Here is a 19,460-nt window from a genome sequence, read left to right as displayed (position 1 = left end):
GGTCTCCAGGCTGATCGAGGAGGCCTGGTGACGGAGTCCGGCGAGGCGCGCCCGTCAGGAGGCGAGCCGATTCGCGTCCTGATCGTGGACGATCACGAGCTGATCAGGCGGAGCCTGGCTCTGGCGCTGGCCGCCGAGCCAGACATCGAGGTGGTCGGTGAGGCGAGCGACGGACATGAGGCGGTCGAACTGGCCGACCGCCTCATGCCCGACGTGGTGCTCATGGACGTACGCATGCCGCGGCGCGACGGCATCGAGGCGGCGAAGGGCATCAAGGCCTCGGTGCCGAGCACCCGCATCATCATGCTGACGGTCAGCGACGAGGAAGAAGACCTCTTCGAGGCCATCAAGGCGGGCGCGACCGGCTATCTGCTCAAGGACGTGCAGATCAACGACGTCCCCGCCGCCGTGCGCGGAGTTCACGAAGGCCAGTCGCTCATCAATCCGGCCATGGCCGCCAAACTCATCAACGAGTTCGCGAACATGAGCAAGAAGGAGAGCGAACGCCCGCCCCAACTCCCCGTGCCGCGGCTGACCGAGCGGGAGATGGAGGTGCTGCGCCTGGTGGCCAAGGGGATGAACAACCGCGAGATCGCCAAGCAGCTCTTCATCTCCGAGAACACGGTCAAGAACCACGTCCGCAACATCCTCGACAAGCTGCAGCTCCACTCGCGCATGGAGGCTGTGGTCTACGCGGTACGCGAGCGCATGCTGGAGATCACCTGACATCGCCCTCGGGCGGGCGCGGCGGCTACGGCTCGCCCGCCCACTCGGCGGGTGTGGCGGGTGCCGATCGTCTACGCCCTCCGGGGCTCCTATCTGGGGTCCGCCTCCAGGTGGGCGATGAGGGCGGGGTCGGCGCGTTCGACTCGTACGGCGTCGCAGCCCACCCACTCGGCGGCCGACCACAGCGCGTCGCTCAGGGCGTCGGCCCACTTGGCGCCGGTGAGGCCCGGCTCCAGGCTGAGCTGCCTGGCCACCAGCGTGGTGCCGTCGCGGGCCGGGTCCACTCGGCCGATCAGCCGGCCGCCGGCCAGCACCGGCATCGTGAAGTAGCCGTGCACCCGCTTGTGCTTGGGCACGTAGAGCTCAAGTTGGTAGTTGAAACCGAAGACCCGCTCGGTCCGGCCGCGATGCCAGATGAGCGAGTCGAACGGCGACACCAGCGTCGTGCGGTGCCGCCCGCGCGGCGCCGACTCCAGGGCCGCCGGATCAGCCCACGCGTTGGTCTGCCCCCTGGTCGAGGGCCAGCCGGTCACGCGTACGGGCACCAGCCCGGTGGCCCCGCTGAGCAGCACCTCGTCGAGGATCGCGGCGAACCTCCCCTTGAGCCGCAGGAAGTCGATCAGGTCGCCCCGGGTCGCCACGCCCAGCGAGGCACCGGCGATGGCCGCCAGCCGTACGATGCACTCCTCGTCGGAGAGGTCCTCGGCCAGGAGGTCGGCGGGGACCACGCGCTCGGACAGGTCATAGACCCGGCGCCAGCCGACACGGCGGCTGCAGACGAGCTCGCCGATGTCCAGCAGCCATTCCAGGCCGATCTTCGAGTCGGACCAGTCCCACCAGGGGCCGCCGTTCTTGGCGCCGCCGACGTCGGAGGTGGTGAGCGGGCCCGAGGCGCGCACCTGGTCGAGCAGCTTGTCTACGTGGTCGGGCACCTCGTGCCAGCGGTAGCGGCGGTCGCGGTAGGCGCGCCGCCTGAAGGAATAGAGAGGCCAGTGCTCGATCGGCAGGATGCAGGCGGCGTGGCACCAGTATTCGAAGCTCTGGGCGGGATTGTGCCAGTAGGCCCGCTCCACCTTGGGCCTGCCCACCGCGCCCAGGCGCGCGTAGGCGACCAGCTCGTGGGAGCGGGCCAGGACCGAGATCGTGTCGAGCTGGATCGCGCCGAGCCTGCGGAGCATGCCGTGCACGCCGCCCCGCCGGGCGTCCGCGCCGAGCAGGCCCTGGGCGCGCAGGATCAGCCGCCGCGCCTCGTCGGCCGTCAGATCCGTCATGTCAGCACATTGGTACGGCGATGCATGCCGCGATGCTAGCGGCGGGCACCGACAGAAAGCCGACGGGAGGCTCAGGCGTCCTGGAGGGGCGGGGTGCCGGAGGTCAAGGCGTCCCCGCGGTTCGCCGGAGGGTCAGCGGTGGTCTTCCGCGTGCAGTCCCGCCCTGGGCGCGTCGATCACGACGTCGGTGAAGATGTCGAAGACGAGGGCGAGGATTCCGCCCACGACGAACACCCCGGCGCCGATCCAGATGAGCGTCCAGTTGGCGGCGGTCATCCCGTAGCCGGCGACGACGGTGCCGAGCAGCATCACGGTCACCGCTAGCCATGAGGACGCACGGCCGCCATGGTTACCGAGATTCTCCGTGTGCTCTGACTTGCGCCCCTCAACCATCACAAATCCTTCCCTTTGCCGGATATACCGCAAACGGTGCGAACCAACGGCTTACCGGCATACGCTCTGCCTAGCCCCATTCTCCCAGACATGCCCGACGCTCTCGTCGTCGCGGTGGCTGTGTCTGGTTGCTGAACCGCCTACGATGGCAACGGGGAAGTTTGTCTCAGCCTCTCCTCCTGGCGGCGCCGCCGGGGTAGACCTGCGAGGAGCTTTACATAAAGTGGCAGCCATTCTCGACAAGATCCTACGTGCCGGCGAAGGCAAGACGCTGCGCAAGCTCAAGCGGATCGCCGATCAGGTCAACTCCATCGAGGACGACTTCACGAGCCTGTCCGACGCGGAGTTGCGCGCCCTGACGGACGAATTCAAGCAGCGGCTCGCGGACGGCGAAACCCTCGACGATCTGCTTCCCGAAGCGTTCGCGACCGTGCGCGAGGCGGCCCGCCGCGTGCTCGGTCAGCGTCACTTCGACGTGCAGATCATGGGCGGCGCGAGCCTTCACCTGGGCAACATCTCGGAGATGAAGACCGGCGAGGGCAAGACCCTCACCTGTACTCTCCCCGCCTACCTCAACGCGCTCGCCGGTAACGGCGTCCACGTCATCACGGTCAACGACTACCTGGTCAAGGTCGGCGCCGAGAACATGGGCCGCGTCTTCCGCTTCCTCGGTCTAGAGGTCGGCATGATCCTGTCCGGGCAGGCCCCGGAAGAGCGGCGCAAGCAGTACGAGGCCGACATCACCTACGGCACCAACAACGAGTTCGGCTTCGACTACCTGCGCGACAACATGGCCTGGTCGCTGGACGAGTGCGTGCAGCGCGGCCACCACTTCGCGATCGTCGACGAGGTCGACTCCATCCTCATCGACGAGGCGCGCACCCCGCTGATCATCTCCGGTCCGGGGGAGCAGTCGGGCAAGTGGTACACCGAGTTCGCCAAGATCGTGCCGCGGCTGCGCAGGGGCGTCGAGGCCAAGAACGCCGACGAGGAGAGCACCGGCGACTACATCGTCGACGAGAAGAAGCGCACGGTCGGCGTTCTGGAGTCCGGTGTCGCCAAGGTCGAGGACTGGCTGGGCATCGACAACCTCTACAAGGCCGAGCACACCCACCTGGTCGGCTTCCTGAACAACGCTCTGAAGGCCAAGGAGCTGTTCAAGAAGGACAAGGACTACATCGTCGCCGAGGGTGAGGTGCTCATCGTCGACGAGTTCACCGGCCGCATCCTGCACGGTCGCCGCTACAACGAAGGCATGCACCAGGCCATCGAGGCCAAAGAGGGCGTGAAGATCAAGGACGAGAACCAGACTCTCGCCACGGTCACCCTGCAGAACTACTTCCGCCTCTACAAGAAGCTGTCCGGCATGACCGGCACCGCTGTCACCGAGGCGAACGAGTTCCACCAGACGTACAAGCTCGGTGTGGTCCCGATCCCGACGAACCGTCCGATGATCCGCAAGGACCAGGCCGACGTCGTCTACAAAACCGAGGACGCCAAGTTCGCCGCGGTCGTCGAGGACATCAAGGAGCGTTACGACGTCGGCCAGCCGGTGCTGGTCGGCACCACCTCGGTCGAGAAGTCCGAGCGGCTGTCGAAGGCGCTCAAGCGCCGCGGCGTCCAGCACGAGGTGCTCAACGCGAAGAACCACGCGCGTGAGGCCGCGATCGTCGCCGAGGCGGGCCGCAAGGGCGCCGTCACCGTCGCCACCAACATGGCCGGCCGAGGCACCGACATCATGCTCGGCGGCAACTCCGAGTTCCGGGCCGACCTCGAGCTGCGCCAGCGCGGCCTCGACCCGCTCGAGACGCCCGAAGAATACGAGAAGGCGTGGCCCGAGGCGCTCGAGAAGGCCAAGGCGGCCGTCAAGGCGGAGCACGACGAGGTCACCGTGCTCGGCGGTCTCTACGTTCTCGGCACCGAGCGGCACGAGTCGCGCCGCATCGACAACCAGCTCCGCGGCCGCTCCGGCCGCCAGGGCGACCCCGGCGAGTCGCGCTTCTACCTCTCGCTCGGTGACGACCTGATGCGCCTGTTCAACTCGGCCAGGGTCGAGATGATCATGACCAGGCTCAACATCCCCGACGAGCAGCCGATCGAGTCCGGCATCGTCTCCAAGGCCATCGCCTCCGCCCAGCACCAGGTCGAGCAGCAGAACTTCGAGATCCGCAAGGAAGTTCTCAAGTACGACGAGGTCATGAACCGGCAGCGCAAGGTGATCTACGCCGAGCGCCACCGCGTGCTGGAGGGCGCCGACCTGCACGATCAGGTGCAGGGCTTCATCGGCGAGGTGATCGACGGCTACGTCACGGGCGCCACGGCCGAGGGCTTCGCCGAGGAGTGGGACCTCGAGAAGCTGTGGAAGGCGTTCGGCGAGCTCTACCCCGTCACGGTCACCATCGACAACGTGGTCGAGGAGGCCGGCGGCCGCGAGGAGCTCACCGCCGAGCTCATCAGCGCGAAGATGAAGCAGGACGCGCTGGAGGCCTACGGCAGGCGTGAGGAGGAGCTCGGCGCCGAGGCCACCCGCGAGTTCGAGCGCCGCGTCATCCTGTCGGTCCTCGACCGCAAGTGGCGCGAGCACCTCTACGAGATGGACTACCTGCGCGAGGGCATCGGCATGCGGGCCTACGCGCAGAAGGACCCGCAGATCGAATACCAGCGCGAGGGCTTCGAGATGTTCGCCGCGATGCTCGAGGGCATCAAGGAGGACTCGGTCGGCTTCCTGTTCAACATCGAGGTCGAGGTTCAGGAGAACCCGATCGTCGAGGAAGAGGACACGATGATGGCGGAAACCCGCTCGATCATCGCGCGCGGCCTGCGCGGGCCCGAGCGGCCCGCCGAGCTCGAATACACCGCGCCGGGTGAGGCGGGCGAGGTCGAGCACACCCGGGTTCGCAGCACGGAGGCCGAGCGCGCCGCCTACGGCAACGTCGAGCGCAACGCGCCCTGCCCCTGTGGCTCGGGCAAGAAGTACAAGCGCTGCCACGGCGACCCCAAGAACGCCCAGGCATAACGCACCGGTCCGGTTCTGGGAGAAGGCCCTCGCCTGTCGGCGGGGGCCTTCTGTCTGCTTCCTGATGGACGGCTGCCTCGGCTTGCCTCTGGTGGGCGTTCGGTGCGTGGTGAGGGGCGTCAGGCGGTTTCGAAGTCCGTGCACAGCCATTGCACGCCGCGCCGCTCAAGCCGCACGGCGAGTACGTGGCTGCGTTCGCCGCAGTGGACGAGCAGGCACATCTCGACCGCGCCGTCCTTGGGCTCCTTCACGTGCGGGCTCCCCACGAACGGCGGTCGTTTCGTCTCGATCATCCGCCCCGCTCTGACGAGCTCGCGGTAGGCCCGGTCGGTGAGCCGGTCGGCGACGCTCTCGGGTGGACGCCGTCCCGAGAGCACCTCGGCCAGCGCCTGCCCGAGCAGCCGCAGCTTGCGCTCATCAGGGCTGACTCCGGGGGGTCCCCATACGAGCGGGTCGGAAACGGCGGCGTGCGGAAGGGATGACATGGGGCCTCCGATGTCATAGGGGGAGAGGGACAGTACAAGGAGTTTCCGGCCCGGCCCCCGAATACATCGCCCGCCAACTTTCCCGCTCCGCCCACCGATTCGAGGTGAATGGCGAGGAAGATCACCGGAAGTTGGAGTGGTGCCGAGCGGCGCGATCCGTATTTCGGTCCGGTGGTAGCCATCAATGGGCCGCCCCCAACGAATTCGGCCAGCCTCTATGGTCGGAGTTGCCGATGTCGATCGGGGTGTCGCGGCCCGTAACCCCTCTGCGGCACTGTGTGGTAGGCCATGGCCAAGAGGGCGCACGTCACGGCGCCCAGCTCGGTGAACCGGAGGAGCGTGCCCCTGGACGGGGCTCAGCCCTGTATGGCGGGTGGGGACCACCGGGCCTGCCGTAAAAGGGGTAAAAGTCGTAAAAGAGGATGGTTATGACGGCGGCTCGCCTGAATCGACGTCGGGTTCGGGCTCGCGCCCGGGGGTCATGATGTTGAGTTTGCGGATGAGGAAGCTGAACACCACGTAATAGACCACCCCATAGATCACCCCGAGCAGGAGGATGCCCGGCAGGTTGTGGGTGTTCGACTTGCTGGCGTTGAGCAGCATGTCCAGCAGTCCCGCCGAGAAGCCGAAGCCGAGCTGCCCGCCGATGAGGGTGGTGAGCGCCATCGCCAGCCCGGTCAGCACAGCGTGTACGGCCAGCAGCACCGGTGCCACGAAGATGAACGCGAACTCGATCGGCTCGGTGATCCCGGTGACGAACGAGGCCAGCCCGGCCGACAGCATGATGCCGCCCACGGCCGCCCGCCGGTGCGGGGGTGCGGCCCGCCACATGGCCAGCGCGGCGGCCGGCAGCGCGAACATCATGATCGGGAAGAACCCGGCCATGAACTGGCCGGAGTGCGGGGCGCCACCGAAGTAGCAGTTCCAGTCGCCGCCGAGGACCTGGCCACCGACCTGGCACTGGGGCACCACGTACCAGACGATGGAGTTGACGAAGTGGTGCAGGCCGAGCGGGATCAGCAGCCGGTTGATCAGGCCGTAGATGCCGGTGCCCAGCGGGCCGAGCGTGGTCAGGGCCTCGCCCGCGTGGCCGATCCACTCGCCGAGAATCGGCCACACCCAGCCGATGAGCACGCCGAGGAGCAGCGCCACGATCGAGGTGATGATCGGTACGAACCGGCGCCCGCCGAAGAAGGCCAGCCAGGACGGCAGCTTGATCCGGTGGAAGCGCTGCCACAGCATGGCGGTGACCAGCCCGATCATGATGCCGCCGAGCACCTGGGTGGGGTTCTGCATGCCGTAGTTGATGATCTCCTTGATGCCCTGGGGCTGGACCGCCCTGATCAGGACCGTGTCCCTGATCGCCGAGCCGAAGAACATCACCTTGGTCACGCGGTCGAACACCAGGTAGCCGACCACCGCGGCGAGCGCGGTCGAGCCGTCGGACTTGCGGGCGAACCCGATCGCCACCCCCACCGCGAACAGCAGCGGCAAATTCTCGAACAGCGCCGCACCGGCGGCGGCCAGCACCTCGGCGACCTGGTTCATCCAGCCGAAGCCGGCCACGTCGGCCAGGCCGCCCGGCTCGGCGCCGTTGGAGCCGAGCATGTCGGGCTGGCCGAAGCGGAGCAGCAGCGCGGCCGCGGGCAGGGCGGCGATGGGCAGCATCAGCGAGCGGCCCAGGCGCTGGAGCACGTTCATCACGCGTGAGAACGGCGAAGGCCTGGCGGCGGTGGTCTCGTTCACCGGGCGTTCCTCCGGGTCGGGCCCTCAGCCCCGTCTGGTGGGCATTTCCAGAATGGTGCGCAGCTGGTAGCGGTCCGCGCGATAGGTGGACACGCCCAGCTCCGCGCAGATGCCGCCGGAGAAGGATCTGCGCTGCAACAGTAGTACGGCCCCGCCCCGGGCGAGTTTGAGCAGATCGGCGTCGCTCGGATCGGCGATGCCACCGTCGATGGTCAGCTCGCCGGCGTCCATGACCAGCCCGTAGCGCCTCTCCAGCAGCTCGTAGAGCGACCTGCCCGACAGGTCGTGCTCGGCCAGGTCGGGAGCCAGCTTGACCGGGATGTGCGCGCGCTCGATGGACAGCGGTTCGCCGTCGGCGGTGCGCAGCCGCTCGATGAAGTGCACTTCCTCGCCCGGCTGGATGCCCAGCTCCTTGGCCAGGTGGGCGCTGGCGCGCACGACCCGCCGGTCGAGATCGCGCGAGCCCGGCTCCATGCCGCGCGCCCGCATGTCGTCGCTGAACGACGTGAGCTGCAGCGCCAGCTCGATCTTGGGTCTGGCCACGAACGTGCCCTTGCCCGGCACCCGGTGCAGGCGGCCCTCGGACACCAGGTGGTCGACCGCCTGCCGGACTGTCATCCTGGACAGGCCGAAGCGCTGGCAGAGCTCGCGCTCCGACGGGATGGCGGCGCCGATGCTCAGCTCGTCGCTGTCGATCAGGTCCAGCAGGATCTCGCGCAGCTGGAAGTACTTCGGCACCGGGCTGTCCGGATCGATGTGAGCCACGGATCCTCCCCTCGATCTGACCTGGGCGATGGGCTATGGTTCGTACTGGTCTAGTCCGGACTAGACCACATGTCGCAAAACAGGGTCAAGTCTGCACGGTAACGATTTGAGGGATGATGACCACCAAGATGCGCAGCGAGATCGCCGAGCAGCCCGAGGCGCTGCGGGCCACGCTCGACTCCCTGCTTCCCAGGGTCGATGAGGTGAGAGCACTGGGCGAGCGGACCCGCCAGCTCCTGTTCATCGCGCGTGGCACCTCCGACAATGCCGCAGTCTACGGCCGCTATCTCGTCGAAGCCCGCACGGGCCGGCTGGCCGCGCTCGCCGCCCCGTCCGTGGCGACGACGTACAAGCGCAAGCTGGACCTCGACGGCGTGCTGGCCGTCGCCATCTCGCAGTCGGGCCGGACCGAGGAGATCGTCGAGACGCTGACCTGGGCCAAGGACTGTGGCGCCACGACGGTCGGCGTGACCAACGGCGGCCCGGACAGCCCGCTCGCCCAGGCCGCCGACCTGGCGCTGTGCACGCTGGCGGGCGAGGAGAAGGCGGTCCCCGCCACGAAGACCTACACCACCCAGCTCGCCGCGCTGGCCGTGCTCGCGCTCGGCCTCGGCGCCGACGTGGACGCGGCCGACCTGCAGCGGGTCCCGGACGCGGTCGAGAAGCTGATCGCCGAGCCGGGCGACCTCGACGCGGTCGTCGAGGGCCTGGCCGACAAGCAGGGGGCCGTGGTCTCCGCGCGCGGGCTGGCCTTCTCCACCGCGCTGGAGACCGCGCTCAAGCTCAAGGAGGCGTGCTACCTGCACGCCATGGGCCTGTCGTACGCCGACCTGCTGCACGGGCCGATCGCCGTGGTCGACGCCGACACCCCCGCCCTGCTCGTCGCCGCCGAGAACAGCCCGACGCTGTCCGGTACGGTCGCGCTCGCCGAGCGGGTCGTCGCCGCGGGCGCCGCGGCCTTCACCATCGGCGGCGGCCCGGCGCTGGCCCACGCGGGTACGGCGGCGCTCAACGGCCCCGACCTGCCCGAGTGGGTCGCGCCCATGGGCCTCATCGTGCCGGGGCAGTTGCTCACCGAGGCGCTGGCCCGGAGGCTGGGCATCGACCCCGACGCGCCGCGCGGGCTCAACAAGGTGACCCAGACTGACTGACGTTTAGCCTGGTCGTAACGTTACGAGGAGGACGGATGGCGGCTGATGCCAGCGCGATCATCGCGGGGCTCGGCGGTGCGGGCAACATCATCGACATCGAACCCTGCATCACCCGGTTGCGTACGGAGGTGCGTGACGTCTCCAAGGTCGACCAGGCCGCGCTCAAGGCGGCGGGCGCGCACGGCGTCATGGCCGCGGGCAACGTGGTGCAGGTCGTCGTCGGGCCCGAGGCGGACACCATCGCCAGCGACATCGAGGACATCATCGGCTAGAGGGCGAGATCATGACGACTGTTCTCGCCCCGGTCGAGGGGGTGGCTGTGGGGCTGTCGGCGGTGCCCGACCCGGTGTTCTCCGCGGGCATGGTGGGGCCGGGAACGGCGATCGATCCGGCGCGGGAACCCGGCAAGGCCGTAGCCCCAATAACTGGAAAAATCATGAAATTGCATCCGCATGCCTATGTCATCGTCGGGGATGACGGCAAAGGCGTGTTGGTGCACCTGGGCATCGACACGGTCCAGCTGAAGGGGAAGGGCTTCGAGTTGCTCGCGGCCGAGGGGGACAGAGTCCGCGCGGGCCAGCCCGTGGTGGCCTGGGACCCGGCCGCGATCGAGGCCGGTGGCCGCTCGCCGGTCTGCCCGGTGGTCGCGCTCGACGCGCCCGCCGGTTCGGTGACGGCCATGACCGGCGGGCCCGTGCACGCCGGCGACGAGCTCTTCCTGTGGGACTGAAGAGAGCTGTGGGGCCAGAGCTGTGGAGTAAGTGCCGGGGCCGGGTGGTCCGGACCGGTTGGACGAGGAGGAGTACATGGCCGAGCGCAAGGTCACCGTGGCGGCGGAAGTGGGCCTGCACGCCCGCCCGGCGGCGACATTCGTGCAGACCGCCGTCAAGGCCCCGATGGACATCACCGTGAGCAAAGGGGTGACCGGCAAGCCCGTCAACGGCAAGAGCATCCTGCAGATCCTGGGGCTGGACGTCCGGCAGGGCGAGGACATCGTGATCAAGGCCGAGGGCGAGGGCGCCGACGAGGTGCTCGACGCACTGGCGGCGATCGCCGGGACACCATGAACCTGCGGGGGGCCGGGGTCAGCCCGGGGATCGGGACGGGGCCCGCGTACGTGCTGACCGGGGCCGTCCCCGAACCCCCCGCCGGCTCCACGTACGAGGGCCCGCCGGAGCCGGAGCGCGAACGCGCGGTGGCGGCGCTCGGACAGGTCGCGGGGGAACTGGAGGCCCGGGGCAACCGGGCCGGCGGCGAGGCCAAGGAGATTCTCAAGGCCCAGGCGCTGATCGCCGAGGACCCCGGTCTGGTGGTCGGGGTCAAGGCCCTGATCGACGAGCGCGTCGCGGCGCCCCGGGCGGTCTACCAAGCTTTCGCGAAATATCGGGACATGCTGGTGAGTGCGGGCGGGTACCTCGGCGAGCGGGTCGCCGACCTGGACGACATCAGGGACCGCGTGATCGCCCGCCTCACGGGCCACCCCTTGCCGGCCCCGCCGCCCGTTCCGGGCACGGGTGAGCCGTATGTGCTGATCGCCGTCGACCTGGCGCCCGCCGACACCGCGTCGCTGTCGAAGGACGCCGTGGCCGCGTTCGTGACCGAGGCGGGCGGGCCGACCAGCCACACCGCGATCCTGTCCAGGGCGATGGGCGTGCCCGCCGTCGTGGCCTGCCCGGGCGCGACGGAGATCCCGGCCGGCATCCGGGTGCTGGTCGACGGTAACACCGGGGAAGTACGGCTGGAGCCCACCGAGTCCGACATCGCCCAGCATGTCAGCGCGCACGAGGCCAGGCGGCGACGCATGACGATCGGCGGCCCCGGCCGGACCCGGGACGACTTCCGGGTGCAGCTGCTGGCCAACATCGGCGGCCCGGACGATCTCGACGCGGCACTGGCGGCCGGGGCCGAGGGGGTGGGACTGTACCGGACCGAGTTCCTGTACCTCGGGCGGACCGAGGCGCCGTCCGTGGCGGAGCAGGAGGAGGCCTACCGGGCGGCGCTGGCCGCGTTTCCGGGCGGAAAGGTGGTGGTGCGGACACTGGACGCCGGAGCCGACAAGCCGCTGGCGTTCCTGCCGTCCGCCGCGCCCGAGCCGAACCCGGCCCTGGGCGAGCGTGGCCTGCGGCTGTTCGAGAGGTTCCCCGAGGTGATGGCCGCCCAGCTGGAAGCGCTGTCCGTGGCGGCGGCGGTGAACCGGTCGGGTGCGGTGCGGGTCAGCGCGGCGGCGGCCGAGCTCCACGTGATGGCTCCGATGGTCGCCACGGCGCAGGAGGCCCACTGGTTCGCCGACGCCTGCCACGCCAGGGGGCTCCCGCAGGCGGGCGTGATGATCGAGATCCCGGCGGCGGCGTTGCGGGCGGAGAGCCTGGTCACCGTGGTCGACTTCGTGTCGATCGGGACCAATGACCTGGCGCAGTACGCCTTCGCCGCCGACCGCCACTCCGCCGCGCTGGGCTCGCTGCAGGACCCGTGGCAGCCCGCGCTGCTCGACCTGGTCGCCATGACCGCGACGGCCGCCTCCGACAACGGCAAACCGTGCGGCGTCTGCGGGGAGTCGGCCGCCGATCCGGCCATGGCCTGCGTGCTCGTGGGGCTCGGGGTGTCCACGCTGTCCATGGGGGCCGCCGCGCTGCCCGCCGTACGGACCGGGCTGGGGGCGCACACGCTCGACCAGTGCCAGCTGGCCGCGCAGGCCGCTCGGGGAGCGGCTACGGCGGCGCACGCCCGCGCGGCGGCCCGCTCCCACCTGCCGGGCCTCGTCGAGCTGGGGCTCTGACCGGACCGGGGAGACGGCATTTGTCAGCTGTGTGGCTCAGGGGTCCCACAGCATGGATACCTTTGAGAGCATGTTTCGACGGACAGGCACGGCTGGGCTCCTCGTGATGGCTCTCGCGGCATGCGCCGGGGGAGGTGGTGGCCCGGCGGGTGCGGCTCCGGCGACCCGGCCGGAGGTGGCACCTCCGTCCACGGTTCAGCAGAGCTCGTCGGCGGGCAGCGAGGGCAGCGGGCTGTCGCGGGTCCTGTCGAAGATGAGCGTGGAGGAGAAGGTCGGCCAGCTGTTCATGCCCGTCCTGTACGGCACGGGCCCCGGCAGCGTGTCGGGCGAGAACCAGGCGAGGTACGGCGCGCAGACCCCGGCCAAGGTGGTCGCCAAATACCACCTCGGCGGCGTGATCCTCTTCCCGGCGAACATCCAGGGTGTCGGCCAGGTCGTCGACCTGACCAACGGGCTGCAGCAGGCGTCGAAGGACGTGCCACTCCTGATCGGCACCGACCAGGAGAACGGCCTGGTGTCCAGGATGGGCGCGCTGATGACCGACTTCCCCGGCGCCTCGGTCATTGGCTCGACCAAGGACACCGCGATCGCACGGTCCGTGGCCAGGGCCACCGGCGAGGAGTTGCGCGCGGTCGGCGTCAACCTGGACTTCGCCCCGGTCGCCGACGTGAACATCGACCCGAGGAACCCGGTCATCGGCAAGCGCGCCTTCGGCGACCAGCCCGGCGAGGTGGCCAAGATGGTGGCCGCGTCGGTCAAGGGCTTCAACGACGCCAAGGTCGCCGCCACCGCCAAGCACTTCCCCGGCCACGGCGACACCAACATCGACAGCCACACCGGGCTGCCGGTGATCAAGCACACGAAGGAGCAGTGGGAGCGGATCGACGCGCCGCCGTTCAAGGCCGCGATCGCCGCCGGCGTCGACGCCGTGATGAGCGCGCACATCGTCTTCCCCAAGCTCGACCCGTCACGTGACCCCGCGACGCTGTCCAAGCCCATCCTGACCGGGCTACTCCGGAACAAGCTCGGCTTCCAGGGAGTGATTTCCACGGACGCGCTCAACATGGACGGGGTGCGCAAGAAGTACAGCGACGCCGAGATCCCCGTACGGGCCATCCAGGCGGGTGCCGACCTGCTGCTCATGCCGAACAACCTGCCTGTGGCGTACAACGCGGTGCTGGCGGCGGTGAAGTCGGGCAAGATCTCGCCGCAGCGGCTCGACGAGTCGGTGACGCGGCTGCTCAAGCTCAAACAGGCCCGCGGACTGCTGCCCAAGGCGCCCGTGGCGTCGGCCGCGCAGGCGGCCAAGGTGCTGCGCAGCGCGGAGCACCGGAAGGTGGCCGCCCGCGCCGCGCGCTAGTACGAGGCCGCCCGCTAGTACGGGGCCGCCCGCTAGTGCGAGCCCTTCAGCCCGCTGGCGATGAACATCGCGGCGAGCAGGGCGAACAGGAACGCCTGCAGGAACTGGATGAACATCTCGAACGCGGTCATCACCATCGTCATCGCCACGCCGAGGACGCCGATGCCCGCGCCGAGCACGGTGAGCCCGTAGCCGCGCACGCCGTGGTGCTTGACGCCGAGGTAGACCTTGACGACGTACACGCTGATCGCCAGCCCGAGGGGAAAGTCGATGTGCGCGGCGACCGGGAACTGGATGAACGGGATGACGCCCATCAGATTCCAGACCAGCACGGTCAGGAAGATCGTGAGGAGCAGGCCCATCCACCGGTCGGCGTCCTTGCCGAGATTGGGCTTGGCCACCTGTTCGCGGACGAACACGTAGGCGTACTCGCCGAGGTTCTGCCAGTCTCGGGGGACCAGTCTCGGCTTGGCGAAGGCGCCCCAGCACAGGGCGATGACGACGATCGAGGAGAGCAGGGCGAGCAGCGTGGGCTTGGTCAGCCATTCCGGCCCGCCGGGGATTATCGGGTCGAAGTCGAACAGCTCCGTACCAGGAGCTTTGAACTCATCCGAGGTGATCAGGATCGTCGTCCGCACGGCGGTCCCTCCATGGGGTCAGCTCAATGGACCCTCACCATAGCCAGGGAATTTGGCCCGCCCTTTATCTGGGGTTTATGTGGGTCTGCGGGTGATGTGCGACGCTCAACTACCCTAGAACGGGATTCCAAGGAGGAGCCTTGATCACAGGGGTACTGATCGACTGGGGTGGCGTGCTCACCACCAGTCTCTCCGTCTCCATCGGCAAGTGGATCGAGGCGGACCGCATCGACGACCGCCACTACCGAGCCGTCATGCGCGAGCTGATCGACCAGGCCTACGGCGGCGAGCAGGAGAGCGTCGTGAACGCCCTGGAGCGCGGGGAACTGGACGGGGCCGCGTTCGAGCGCGACCTGGCCGCCCGGCTGCTGACCGTCGACGGGGTGTCGCCCGAGGCCGAGGGGCTGCTGGAGCGGATGTTCGCGGGCTTCGAGCGGGTCGAGGCGATGTACGACATGCTGCGCGACGTCAAGAGCAACGGCGTCAAGACGTGCCTGCTGTCCAACTCCTGGTCCAACGTCTATCCCCGGGACGGCTGGGACGAGCTCTTCGACGCGGTCGTGATCTCCGGAGAGGTCGGCATGCGCAAGCCCGAGCCGCGCATCTTCGAGCACGCGCTCGGCCGGGTCGGGCTGCCCGGCGAGGCGTGCGTGTTCATCGACGACATCGAGGTCAATATCCTGGCCGCTCGGGGCCTCGGCATGGCGGGCATCCACCACCGCGACGCCGATTCGACCATCGCGGAGCTCGAGACTCTGCTCCAACTTCCGTTGCGACGGGCATGATAGAGCCCCTGCACGTTGTGAAAGGTTCGTGATGCGCGTCTATTTGCCGTGCACGCTCCCCGCGCTGGCCCGAGCGGTCGAGGCGGGGGAGCTAGGCCCGGCCCCGCTGACCGGCTACGCGGTGACCCCCGCGCTGACCGAGTGGTACGCCTCGGGTGACACCGAGGAGCTCGAATACGTGGCTCTCACCGAGGCCGCCCGCGCCTCGCTGCGCCTGCTGGCCGCCGACGGCGTCGAGGCGTCCTCCCGGCGGGTGGTCGTCGTCGCCGAGGTGCCCGACGGCTCGCTCTCCATCGGCTCCGACCTGGAAGAACGGGCCCGAATACGCGTGGCGGAGCCGGTTCCGATGGGCAAGGTGGCCGCGGTCCACGTCGACGACCTCTCCGCGATTCCGGACATCCAGGCCGCGGTCGCCGCCCTCTCCGCCTCCGACGAAGGCGACGACGACGCGCGCTTCACCGTGGACGGCGCCGAGGCGCACGAGCTCATGTGGTTCGCCACGCAAGAGATTGCCGATCTCATACAGTGACGTTAGGAACACGTTAAATCGATCACAGAAGCTTGACCATCACTTGAAGGTTCTCGCTAAGGTCCCTGCGGACACCCCTTCCCGAACTCAAGGAGTCGGTTCCGAGTGAAGCTTCGAGTAACGGCTATCGCGGTGGGCGCGGTGGCGGCGGCCCTGCTCACGATCTCTCCCGCCAGTGCGCAGGCGACCGCGAAGCCGTACGACCACAAGGACCCCTACACGACCGGCTGCGGCAACTCAGCCAAGATAGTGAAGACTGGCTCGATCACCAGCCGGGCCAACGGCAAGGTCGGCACGATCCAGCTCTGGTGGTCGGGCAGGTGCAAGACCAACTGGATCGAGATCAGGACGGCCACGTCCGCGTCCGGCAGCATCAACGTCTACACCGCGGACGGCAGGTACGACCGGTTCGCCTTCAAGAAGGGCAACGGCGGCCGTCACTGGGGCAACATGCTCTGGGCCAACAACATGTGCGCTTGGGGCGGCGCCAGCGTCCAGTGGAACGGTGGCCGGGGCGGCCAGAACGGCGCCGGCACCACCGCCAAGGCCTGCGGCTAGCCACACCTCTGTAGTGCGGGTCTGACCCGCAGTCACGGGTGAAGCCGCGGCCAACGGGCTGCGGCTTCGCCGTTCACCGGGATGTCACACCCGCCCGTTAAAATGATCGCGACATGACAAAGCACATCATCTGGGACTGGAACGGCACGCTGTTCCACGACATCGACGCCGTGGTCGGGGCCACCAACGAGGTCTTCCGGTCGTACGAGCTGCCTCCGCTGACCGCTGACGACTTCCGCGCGGTCTACACCCGGCCCATCTGGGTCGCCTACGAGCGGCTGCTCGGCCGCCCGCTCAACGAGGGCGAGTGGGAGCTGCTCGACAACGGCTTCCATGAGCACTACTTCCGCCTCAGCGCCGCCTGCGGGCTGGCCGCCGACGCCGAGCTGTCGCTCACCAGCTGGACGGGCACCCAGTCGCTCTGCTCGATGGCCCCGCACACCCACCTGGTGCCGCTGATCGAGTCCTTCGGCATCACCCGGCACTTCACCAGGGTCGACGGCCTGGTGGGGCTGACCGGCGGCGAGAAGGCCGCGCACCTGACCGCGCACATCGAGGCCATCGACGTCGAGGCCCGCGAGATCCTGGTGATCGGCGACAGCGTCGACGACGGGCTCGCCGCCAAGCACGTGGGCGCCAGGGCCGTCCTCTACACCGGCGGGATGACCACGCGCGCCGAGCTGGAGGCGACCGGCCTGCCGGTCGTCGACACCCTCGCGCAAGCCCTCACCTATGCCTGAATGCCCCAGCAGGCAGCCCTGGGCGGGCAGATGGCCGTACCCTGGCTGGATCCCCCACAGGAGGTCGCCATCAAACGCCTTGTGCTCTGGAACATCGACCTCACCTTGGTCGACGTCGCGATCGTGACCAGGGACGCCTACGCCGAGGCGTTCCGCGCCGTGACGGGGCGGCCGCTGCTCAAGCTGGCGGCCGCGCGCGGCCGGCCCGACTCCGAGATCGTCTTCGAGACCCTCGCGGTCAACGGCATCGTCACCGAGGACGACACCCTGCCGCGATTCCTGTCCGCGCTGGCGATGGCCTTCGCCGACCGGCGCAAGCGGCTGGCCACCGAGGGCCGGGTGATGGCGGGGGCCAAGGAGGCGCTCAAAGCCGTCGCCGGACTCGACGGCGTGGTCCAGTCGGTGCTCACCGGCACGATCAAGAGCAACGCCGTGCACAAGCTCAAGGCGTTCGGGCTGGACAAGCACGTCGACTTCGAGCTCGGCGGCTACGGCGAGGAGGTCTACCCCAAGGCGACGCTGCTCCAGGTCGCCCAAGGACGGGCCAAGGCGCGCTTCGGCGTGCCGTTCACCTCGGCCAACACCGTGGTGATCGGCGACTCGACGCGTGACGTGCAGGCCGCCAAGATCGGCGGGGCGGCGATGATCGGGGTGGCCTCGGGCCGGTCGATGGCGAGCGAGTTGCGCGAGGCCGGGGCCGACCTCGTGCTGCCCGATCTGTCCAACGCCTCGGAGGTGGTGGCCGCGGTCGCGGGCCTCACCACCCCGGTCGACCGCAGACCGGTCAGCCCCTGACCGCCAAGCCACCCATCAGCTCAGCGCGCTGAGGAAGCGGCTGTAGGCCAGCTCAGGGCGCTGAGGAAGCGGACGTGAGTCAGCTCAGGGCGCTGAGGAAGTGGCCGTGAGTCAGCTCAGGGCGCTGAGGAAGCGGGCCGCGATCGGGGCCGCCACCGCGGAGCCCGCGCCGCCGCCCTCCACGATCACCGCGAACGCCAGGTCCTCCCGGTAGCCGATGAACCAGGAGTGCGCCGGCGGCTCCTTGCCCGAGCCGTACTCCGCCGTCCCGGTCTTGCCGGCCGTACCGGAGGGGAAGCTCACCGCATGCGCGGTTCCGTCCGTGACGACGGCGGGCATGAGCTCGCGCAGGGCCCGCACCACGCCGTCCTCCAGGGGGCGCGGCTTGAGGGTGCGGTCCGGCACCAGTTCCTGGGCGACCAGCCGGGGCGGCCGCCAGGAGCCGTCGGCGATGGCGGCGGCCACCGAGGCCATGTTGAGCGGGCTGGCCAGCACCCTGCCCTGCCCGATCGAGGCGGAGGCCAGGTCGGTGTCGTCCTTCGGCGCGGGGAACTCGGCCTTCACCGCCGGCACGCCCGGCGTGATCGCGGAGCCGAAGCCGAACGCGCCGGCCACCTCGGCGAGCCGGCCGTTCCCGAGCTCGGCCACCCCCATGGCGCCGAACGTGGTGTTGCACGAGTGGGCGAAGGCGTCGCGGAAGGAGAGCCTGCCGTAGTCGTGGAAGCCCGCGTTGTGGAAGGGGAAGCCGCCGATGTTCTGCTCGGCGGGGCACTCGACCTGCTCGTCCGCCGCTGCCCCGTCCGCGACCAGCGCGGAGGCGGTCACGACCTTGAACGTCGAGCCGGGCGGGTACTTGCCGAGCAGCGCCCGGTTGAACCCGCCCGGCTTGTTGACCACCGACAGAATCTCGCCGGTCGACGGCCGGATGGCCACCAGCGAGGCCGGCTTTCGCACGCCGTCGAGCGCGGCGGCGCCCGCCCGGTGCACCTTGAGGTCGATCGTGGTGTGGAACGGCGTCCGCTTCGCCGGCTTGACCACGGTCTGGAGGAACTGCTCGCCCTGGTAGAGGTCGATCCTGCGGGACTGCCCGTCGGCGAGCCGGTCCGGATAGGTCTGCTTGAGCCCGTCGACGAGTTGCAGCACCGAGCCGGGCGCGTCCGGGGTGTCGACGCGGCTGCCGTCGGCCGCCAGCACCGGGACCGTCGCGGTCTTCTCCGTGATCAGCCGCAGGGACCTGCCCTGCTTGAGTGAGGGGTTGATGGCGGCGGGCGTCCAGTCGACCTTCCATCCGCCACCGCGTTCCACGAGCTTGAGCCTGCCGTCGTACGTCCAGCTCTTCGGGCCGGTGAGACCGGCGTGGAAGGCGATCACCCCGCCCGGGCCCTCGGCGGCGGTCGCGTCGCGCTTGAAGGTCGCCCCGGTGAGCTTGAGGTCGGTACGGAAGCGCTGGTGCCAGCGCTCGAAGTCGGCGGGCGGGTTGGCGACGAGCTCCCGCATCCGCGCATAGTCCTGGACGGACCAGGCGGACAGGTACGAGTCCGCCGTCTCCTCCGGGGTGCCCTGCGTGCGCAGTACCCAGATCGTGCCGGCCACCGCGACGGCGGGGACCAGCACGGCGGCGGTGACCCACGGCCAGCGGCGTTTCCGCCTGGGCGGCGACTCCGGCTGAAGATTCATGAAGATTGTCCCCCTTTGTGACCCCATGCGGCCGAGCACACCAGAGCCC

Annotated in this window: 20 protein-coding genes; 13 read left to right on the top strand and 7 right to left on the bottom strand. The window is 69.3% G+C overall.

What is annotated here, in order from left to right:
* Nucleotides 1-27 precede the first annotated feature (27 nt).
* Entirely contained in the window at nucleotides 28-726 is a 699-nt protein-coding gene (locus tag AB0H88_RS23880; RefSeq protein WP_357647853.1) for a response regulator transcription factor, read from the top strand.
* Between the two features lie 89 nt (nucleotides 727-815).
* On the opposite strand, the gene AB0H88_RS23875 is transcribed toward AB0H88_RS23880, so the two are convergent.
* Together AB0H88_RS23875 and AB0H88_RS23870 are read right to left on the bottom strand one after the other, a co-directional pair.
* Nucleotides 816-1,997 (bottom strand): crosslink repair DNA glycosylase YcaQ family protein, encoded by a 1,182-nt coding sequence (locus tag AB0H88_RS23875; RefSeq protein WP_357647851.1) that lies wholly within the window; start codon nucleotides 1,995-1,997, stop codon nucleotides 816-818.
* Nucleotides 1,998-2,129: 132 nt separating this feature from the next.
* Nucleotides 2,130-2,390: an HGxxPAAW family protein gene (locus AB0H88_RS23870; protein WP_357647849.1), complete on the bottom strand. Its 261-nt coding sequence runs from the start codon at nucleotides 2,388-2,390 to the stop codon at nucleotides 2,130-2,132.
* A gap of 223 nt (nucleotides 2,391-2,613) precedes the next feature.
* On the opposite strand from AB0H88_RS23870, the gene secA reads away from it, so the two are divergent.
* A complete protein-coding gene (gene secA, locus AB0H88_RS23865; RefSeq protein WP_357647847.1) occupies nucleotides 2,614-5,406 on the top strand; it encodes a preprotein translocase subunit SecA in 2,793 nt (930 codons plus the stop codon).
* 119 nt (nucleotides 5,407-5,525) lie between these two features.
* On the opposite strand, the gene AB0H88_RS23860 is transcribed toward secA, so the two are convergent.
* The 3 genes from AB0H88_RS23860 to AB0H88_RS23850 form a co-directional block, all read right to left on the bottom strand.
* Nucleotides 5,526-5,891 carry an Rv3235 family protein gene (locus AB0H88_RS23860; RefSeq protein WP_357647845.1) on the bottom strand — a complete coding sequence of 122 codons (366 nt, stop codon included), beginning with the start codon at nucleotides 5,889-5,891 and terminating at the stop codon, nucleotides 5,526-5,528.
* A gap of 426 nt (nucleotides 5,892-6,317) precedes the next feature.
* Entirely contained in the window at nucleotides 6,318-7,637 is a 1,320-nt protein-coding gene (locus AB0H88_RS23855) for a PTS transporter subunit EIIC (RefSeq protein ID WP_357647843.1), read from the bottom strand.
* A 24-nt stretch (nucleotides 7,638-7,661) separates the two neighbouring features.
* Nucleotides 7,662-8,402, bottom strand: coding sequence for a GntR family transcriptional regulator (locus AB0H88_RS23850; protein WP_357647842.1), 741 nt, complete (start codon nucleotides 8,400-8,402; stop codon nucleotides 7,662-7,664).
* A gap of 113 nt (nucleotides 8,403-8,515) precedes the next feature.
* Between AB0H88_RS23850 and AB0H88_RS23845 the strand changes: the two genes are divergently transcribed.
* From AB0H88_RS23845 to nagZ, 6 genes are all read left to right on the top strand, one after another.
* Nucleotides 8,516-9,553 carry an SIS domain-containing protein gene (locus AB0H88_RS23845; RefSeq protein ID WP_357647840.1) on the top strand — a complete coding sequence of 346 codons (1,038 nt, stop codon included), beginning with the start codon at nucleotides 8,516-8,518 and terminating at the stop codon, nucleotides 9,551-9,553.
* An 8-nt stretch (nucleotides 9,554-9,561) separates the two neighbouring features.
* Nucleotides 9,562-9,825, top strand: coding sequence for a PTS glucose/sucrose transporter subunit IIB (locus AB0H88_RS23840; protein WP_263655705.1), 264 nt, complete (start codon nucleotides 9,562-9,564; stop codon nucleotides 9,823-9,825).
* An 11-nt stretch (nucleotides 9,826-9,836) separates the two neighbouring features.
* Nucleotides 9,837-10,283: a PTS glucose transporter subunit IIA gene (locus tag AB0H88_RS23835; RefSeq protein ID WP_357647838.1), complete on the top strand. Its 447-nt coding sequence runs from the start codon at nucleotides 9,837-9,839 to the stop codon at nucleotides 10,281-10,283.
* A gap of 76 nt (nucleotides 10,284-10,359) precedes the next feature.
* Nucleotides 10,360-10,620, top strand: coding sequence for an HPr family phosphocarrier protein (locus tag AB0H88_RS23830; RefSeq protein WP_357647836.1), 261 nt, complete (start codon nucleotides 10,360-10,362; stop codon nucleotides 10,618-10,620).
* Nucleotides 10,617-12,329: a phosphoenolpyruvate--protein phosphotransferase gene (gene ptsP, locus AB0H88_RS23825; RefSeq protein ID WP_357647834.1), complete on the top strand. Its 1,713-nt coding sequence runs from the start codon at nucleotides 10,617-10,619 to the stop codon at nucleotides 12,327-12,329. Before AB0H88_RS23830 ends, ptsP begins: the two co-directional genes overlap by 4 nt.
* A 70-nt stretch (nucleotides 12,330-12,399) precedes the next feature.
* Complete coding sequence (gene nagZ, locus AB0H88_RS23820; RefSeq protein WP_357647832.1) at nucleotides 12,400-13,689, top strand: beta-N-acetylhexosaminidase; 1,290 nt, start codon at nucleotides 12,400-12,402, stop codon at nucleotides 13,687-13,689.
* Nucleotides 13,690-13,721: 32 nt separating this feature from the next.
* Here the strand turns inward: nagZ and AB0H88_RS23815 are convergent, their stop codons facing one another.
* Nucleotides 13,722-14,327 carry a FoF1 ATP synthase subunit a gene (locus AB0H88_RS23815; RefSeq protein ID WP_357647830.1) on the bottom strand — a complete coding sequence of 202 codons (606 nt, stop codon included), beginning with the start codon at nucleotides 14,325-14,327 and terminating at the stop codon, nucleotides 13,722-13,724.
* Between the two features lie 140 nt (nucleotides 14,328-14,467).
* On the opposite strand from AB0H88_RS23815, the gene AB0H88_RS23810 reads away from it, so the two are divergent.
* From AB0H88_RS23810 to AB0H88_RS23790, 5 genes are all read left to right on the top strand, one after another.
* Nucleotides 14,468-15,112, top strand: a complete 645-nt coding sequence (locus AB0H88_RS23810; protein WP_357647828.1) for an HAD family phosphatase — start codon at nucleotides 14,468-14,470, stop codon at nucleotides 15,110-15,112.
* 31 nt (nucleotides 15,113-15,143) lie between these two features.
* Nucleotides 15,144-15,641, top strand: a complete 498-nt coding sequence (locus tag AB0H88_RS23805; protein WP_357647826.1) for a hypothetical protein — start codon at nucleotides 15,144-15,146, stop codon at nucleotides 15,639-15,641.
* 105 nt (nucleotides 15,642-15,746) lie between these two features.
* A complete protein-coding gene (locus tag AB0H88_RS23800) occupies nucleotides 15,747-16,199 on the top strand; it encodes a DUF2690 domain-containing protein (RefSeq protein ID WP_357647824.1) in 453 nt (150 codons plus the stop codon).
* Nucleotides 16,200-16,312: 113 nt separating this feature from the next.
* Nucleotides 16,313-16,939 (top strand): HAD family hydrolase, encoded by a 627-nt coding sequence (locus tag AB0H88_RS23795; protein ID WP_357647822.1) that lies wholly within the window; start codon nucleotides 16,313-16,315, stop codon nucleotides 16,937-16,939.
* A gap of 30 nt (nucleotides 16,940-16,969) precedes the next feature.
* Nucleotides 16,970-17,734, top strand: coding sequence for a haloacid dehalogenase-like hydrolase (locus AB0H88_RS23790; RefSeq protein ID WP_357648038.1), 765 nt, complete (start codon nucleotides 16,970-16,972; stop codon nucleotides 17,732-17,734).
* Between the two features lie 111 nt (nucleotides 17,735-17,845).
* On the opposite strand, the gene AB0H88_RS23785 is transcribed toward AB0H88_RS23790, so the two are convergent.
* Nucleotides 17,846-19,411: a penicillin-binding transpeptidase domain-containing protein gene (locus tag AB0H88_RS23785; protein ID WP_357647819.1), complete on the bottom strand. Its 1,566-nt coding sequence runs from the start codon at nucleotides 19,409-19,411 to the stop codon at nucleotides 17,846-17,848.
* Between the last annotated feature and the right edge of the window lie 49 nt (nucleotides 19,412-19,460).

Source organism: Nonomuraea sp. NPDC050680 (assembly GCF_040654555.1).
Taxonomy (GTDB): Bacteria; Actinomycetota; Actinomycetes; order Streptosporangiales; family Streptosporangiaceae; genus Nonomuraea.
Note: the sequence above shows the minus strand (reverse complement) of the source record. Positions and strands in the feature narration are given on the sequence as shown.

What these genes read in the sequence shown, in the direction of transcription:
- AB0H88_RS23875 (WP_357647851.1), bottom strand. Translation starts at nt 1,997, where the DNA reads ATGACGGATCTGACGGCCGACGAGGCGCGGCGGCTGATCCTGCGCGCC.
- AB0H88_RS23795 (WP_357647822.1), top strand. Translation starts at nt 16,313, where the DNA reads ATGACAAAGCACATCATCTGGGACTGGAACGGCACGCTGTTCCACGAC.
- AB0H88_RS23790 (WP_357648038.1), top strand. Translation starts at nt 16,970, where the DNA reads ATGGCCGTACCCTGGCTGGATCCCCCACAGGAGGTCGCCATCAAACGC.
- AB0H88_RS23860 (WP_357647845.1), bottom strand. Translation starts at nt 5,891, where the DNA reads ATGTCATCCCTTCCGCACGCCGCCGTTTCCGACCCGCTCGTATGGGGA.
- AB0H88_RS23835 (WP_357647838.1), top strand. Translation starts at nt 9,837, where the DNA reads ATGACGACTGTTCTCGCCCCGGTCGAGGGGGTGGCTGTGGGGCTGTCG.
- AB0H88_RS23785 (WP_357647819.1), bottom strand. Translation starts at nt 19,411, where the DNA reads ATGAATCTTCAGCCGGAGTCGCCGCCCAGGCGGAAACGCCGCTGGCCG.
- AB0H88_RS23870 (WP_357647849.1), bottom strand. Translation starts at nt 2,390, where the DNA reads ATGGTTGAGGGGCGCAAGTCAGAGCACACGGAGAATCTCGGTAACCAT.
- AB0H88_RS23830 (WP_357647836.1), top strand. Translation starts at nt 10,360, where the DNA reads ATGGCCGAGCGCAAGGTCACCGTGGCGGCGGAAGTGGGCCTGCACGCC.
- AB0H88_RS23805 (WP_357647826.1), top strand. Translation starts at nt 15,144, where the DNA reads ATGCGCGTCTATTTGCCGTGCACGCTCCCCGCGCTGGCCCGAGCGGTC.
- ptsP (WP_357647834.1), top strand. Translation starts at nt 10,617, where the DNA reads ATGAACCTGCGGGGGGCCGGGGTCAGCCCGGGGATCGGGACGGGGCCC.
- nagZ (WP_357647832.1), top strand. Translation starts at nt 12,400, where the DNA reads ATGTTTCGACGGACAGGCACGGCTGGGCTCCTCGTGATGGCTCTCGCG.
- AB0H88_RS23845 (WP_357647840.1), top strand. Translation starts at nt 8,516, where the DNA reads ATGATGACCACCAAGATGCGCAGCGAGATCGCCGAGCAGCCCGAGGCG.